We start from the raw sequence: 1,272 nt of genomic DNA, 5'->3' as shown, positions 1-1,272 counted from the left end.
TGATGTCGAGGCCCGCCGCTGGCCGGAATGGATCGCGGCGACCGGAATGCGCATGGAGTTGCTGCCGCGCGTGGTCGAACCGGGCGAGGTCACGGGCGCCCTCACCGCGGAAGCCGGGGAACTGTTCGGCTTACCGCGCGATGTGGCCGTCGTCGCCGGAACCACGGATGGTTGCGCCTCGTTCCTGGCGACCGGTGCCGCCGCGATCGGCGACGGCGTCACTGCGCTGGGATCCTCGCTGACCATCAAGATCCTGTCCGACCGGCCGATTGCGGCGCCGCGCTTCGGCATCTACAGCCACCGGCTCGGCAACGCCTGGCTGGCGGGCGGTGCGTCGAATTCCGGCGGCAAGGTGCTGGCTCAGCATTTTCCGCTCGCCTGTATCATCGAACTCAGCGCGACAATCGACCCGGAGACCGACACCGGCCTCGATTACTATCCGCTTCCCGCCACGGGCGAACGATTTCCGATCGCCGATCCGGCGCTGCCGCCTCGCCTTGCGCCCCGGCCGGCGGACGACGCCGATTATCTGAAAGCGATGTTCGAAGGCATCGCCGCGATCGAAACGCTCGGCTATGACAGGCTTGCCGAACTCGGCGCGCCCGCGCTGATATCGGTCCGGAGCGTCGGAGGCGGGGCGGCGAACCCGGCCTGGACGGCAATCCGGCGACGCAGGCTCGGCGTCGATTTCCTGCCCGCGCTTTCCGACGAGGCCGCCGCCGGCACGGCGCGGCTGGCGCTGATGGGTGCAAGCCGGGCAGGACTCCTATGAGCGCCAAAACGATCGAACGTCTCGACGGCATCGGGCCGCTGGCGGAGCGCTACGACGTGTTCCTGCTCGACCAGTTCGGCGTGCTGCATGACGGCACACGGCCCTATCCAGGCGCGGTGGCAGCGCTGTCGGCGCTGAAGCGCGCCGGCAAGACCGTGGTGCTGGTTTCGAACTCCGGCAGGCGGGCACGACCCAATGAAAGCCGGCTCATGAAACTCGGCTTCGAAGCGGGAAGCTGGGATCATTTCGTTTCTTCCGGCGAGGTGGCGTGGCGATCCTTCAGGCAGATGGCGATTTCGGGGAAGCTGCGCCCAGGGACAAAATGTCTGCTGATCAGCCGTGAAGCTGACCGCTCCGCGATCGAGGGCCTGCCTTTTGTGCTGACCGGGTCCGGCGATGAGGCCGAACTGGTGCTGATCGCGGCCAGCGAGGGTGACCGCTTTGACCTCGACCATTATCGCAGGCTGTTCGCGCCGGCTGCAGAGCGGCGGGTGCCGTGT

Annotated in this window: 2 protein-coding genes; both read left to right on the top strand. The window is 67.6% G+C overall.

Features of this window, described 5'->3' with window-relative positions; translation table 11 throughout:
* Window positions 1-772, top strand: a 772-nt coding sequence (locus tag EN939_RS34710; protein ID WP_245473287.1) for an FGGY-family carbohydrate kinase, incomplete at its 5' end; no start/stop codon positions are given.
* A partial coding sequence (locus EN939_RS34705; RefSeq protein ID WP_127271880.1) for a TIGR01459 family HAD-type hydrolase occupies window positions 769-1,272 on the top strand: 504 nt, incomplete at its 3' end. The genes EN939_RS34710 and EN939_RS34705, both read left to right, overlap by 4 nt.

Origin of the sequence: Mesorhizobium sp. M7A.F.Ca.CA.002.05.1.1 (genome assembly GCF_003998335.1) — a bacterium.
Classification (GTDB): Bacteria; Pseudomonadota; Alphaproteobacteria; order Rhizobiales; family Rhizobiaceae; genus Mesorhizobium.
Note: the sequence above shows the minus strand (reverse complement) of the source record. Positions and strands in the feature narration are given on the sequence as shown.